General features: G+C 35.3%; 1 protein-coding gene. It reads right to left on the reverse strand.

What is annotated here, in order from left to right; all coding sequences use genetic code 11:
* The coding region (locus AC1DG9_RS27690) for a hypothetical protein (RefSeq protein WP_477635782.1) at positions 1–472 on the reverse strand (472 nt) is incomplete at its 3' end.
* Positions 473–527 lie beyond the last annotated feature (55 nt).

The raw sequence follows: 527 nt of genomic DNA on the forward strand, positions 1-527 counted from the left end.
CATTAGGTGGAGTAAATGCCACACCTCTATTTACAACGCTTATCGCTTCTATTCTGCCAGGAACAGCAATGATATCTATTGGATCTCCATCGTAGGTTTCCAAAACATTGTCTACAATTACCATTTGTTTTATGTGTAGGTCGCCACTTTTCGATGGTCTGATATTAACCCTATCTTGCTGTTTTACTACAACCTCCTGAATTGAGTGGTTATCTGAATCGCGCGCTTGATTCAAGTATTGTAATAGCGGGTCAGTTTTTCTAGCTTTAACATATGACCCGCGCCATGGTATAAATTTGTTTTTTATATGGTCACATTCGAATTCGGACTTTTGCCATGATTTTTCTATATAATTTAAAAAATCCCTCCAATAACTTTCAAATTTTACTGGGTTTGACTCTCCTTTCATTTCTTCCAGCCTTTGTTTGGCTTTTTCTAATTCTGTTCGAGACGCTTTTAGAACTTGTGACATATACTTGGTTTTTAATAAAATTAACCAAAAAATAATCTGATAGCAATTACAAATC

This window comes from Pedobacter sp. 05L430, assembly GCF_056397585.1.